Raw genomic sequence first — 1,946 nt, forward strand, 5'->3', positions numbered from 1 at the left:
GTCTGCGGATGGTGGTCTAGTGGTGTGGGTGGGTAGGGGAGCGTCCTGCATCCGTGGAAGCAGCGGAGTGATCCAGTTGTGGAGGGTGTGGGAGTGAGAATGCAGGCATGAGTAGCGAAAGACAAGTGAGAAACTTGTCCGCCGGATGACCAAGGGTTCCTGGGCCAGGTTAATCCGCCCAGGGTGAGTCGGGACCTAAGGCGAGGCCGACAGGCGTAGTCGATGGACAACGGGTTGATATTCCCGTACCCGTGTATCCGCGCCCAGTGATGAATCATCTGTACTAACCATCCAAAAGCATCCTTTACTTTCTTCGGATTGTTTGGGGTGTGGCTGCGTGGGACCTTGGGTGTAGTAGTCAAGCGATGGGGTGACGCAGGAAGGTAGCTGGGCCAACTGGTGGATTAGTTGGTGTAAGCCTGTAGGGAGAGACATAGGCAAATCCGTGTCTCATATGTCCTGAGAGGTGATGCGTAGCCGTTGAGGCGAATTCAGTGATCCTATGCTGTCGAGAAAAGCCTCTAGTGAGTTGGTACACGGCCCGTACCCCAAACCGACACAGGTGGTCAGGTAGAGAATACTAAGGCGATCGAGTGAACTGTGGTTAAGGAACTCGGCAAATTGCCCCCGTAACTTCGGGAGAAGGGGGACCACGACTGGTGAACAGCCTTGCGTTGGGAGCTGGTGGTGGTCGCAGAGACCAGAGAGAAGCGACTGTTTACTAAAAACACAGGTCCGTGCGAAGTCGTAAGACGATGTATACGGACTGACGCCTGCCCGGTGCTGGAAGGTTAAGAGGACCGGTTAATCAACTTTGTTGGTGAAGCTGAGAATTTAAGCCCCAGTAAACGGCGGTGGTAACTATAACCATCCTAAGGTAGCGAAATTCCTTGTCGGGTAAGTTCCGACCTGCACGAATGGCGTAACGACTTCTCTGCTGTCTCAACCACAGGCTCGGCGAAATTGCAGTACGAGTAAAGATGCTCGTTACGCGCGGCAGGACGAAAAGACCCCGGGACCTTCACTATAGCTTGGTATTGGTGTTCGGTGCGGTTTGTGTAGGATAGGTGGGAGACTGTGAAGCTGGCACGCTAGTGTTGGTGGAGTCGTTGTTGAAATACCACTCTGATCGTATTGGGCTTCTAACCTCGGACCCTGATCGGGTTCAGGGACAGTGCCTGGTGGGTAGTTTAACTGGGGCGGTTGCCTCCTAAAGTGTAACGGAGGCGCCCAAAGGTTCCCTCAGCCTGGATGGCAATCAGGTGTTGAGTGTAAGTGCACAAGGGAGCTTGACTGTGAGACGTACATGTCGAGCAGGGACGAAAGTCGGGACTAGTGATCCGGCACCGGCATGTGGAAGCGGTGTCGCTCAACGGATAAAAGGTACCCCGGGGATAACAGGCTGATCTTCCCCAAGAGTCCATATCGACGGGATGGTTTGGCACCTCGATGTCGGCTCGTCGCATCCTGGGGCTGGAGTAGGTCCCAAGGGTTGGGCTGTTCGCCCATTAAAGCGGCACGCGAGCTGGGTTTAGAACGTCGTGAGACAGTTCGGTCTCTATCCGCCGCGCGCGTCTAGAAACTTGAGGAATCCTGTCCCTAGTACGAGAGGACCGGGACGGACGAACCTCTGGTGTGCCAGTTGTTCCGCCAGGAGCACTGCTGGTTGGCTACGTTCGGAAGGGATAACCGCTGAAAGCATCTAAGCGGGAAGCCTGTTCCAAGATGAGGTTTCTCACCCACCTTTGGTGGGGTAAGGCCCCCTACAGACTATGGGGTTGATAGGCCGGAACTGTAAGCACAGTAATGTGTGTAGGTGACTGGTACTAATCGGCCGAGGACTTATTAACAACACTCAACTACATTCGTGTGGTGAGTCGAGGTTGTTTGACGCACACGCACAAGTTGCGCGCATCCACTATGTACTTCTGAAACAACACACCATC

Annotated in this window: 1 rRNA gene; it reads left to right on the plus strand. The window is 54.3% G+C overall.

The window, feature by feature from the left end:
• Positions 1 to 1,850, plus strand: a 23S ribosomal RNA gene (locus AAFO60_RS20735); the annotation flags it as partial.
• Positions 1,851 to 1,946 lie beyond the last annotated feature (96 nt).

This window comes from Gordonia aichiensis (assembly GCF_039946255.1).
Classification (GTDB): domain Bacteria; phylum Actinomycetota; class Actinomycetes; order Mycobacteriales; family Mycobacteriaceae; genus Gordonia; species Gordonia aichiensis_A.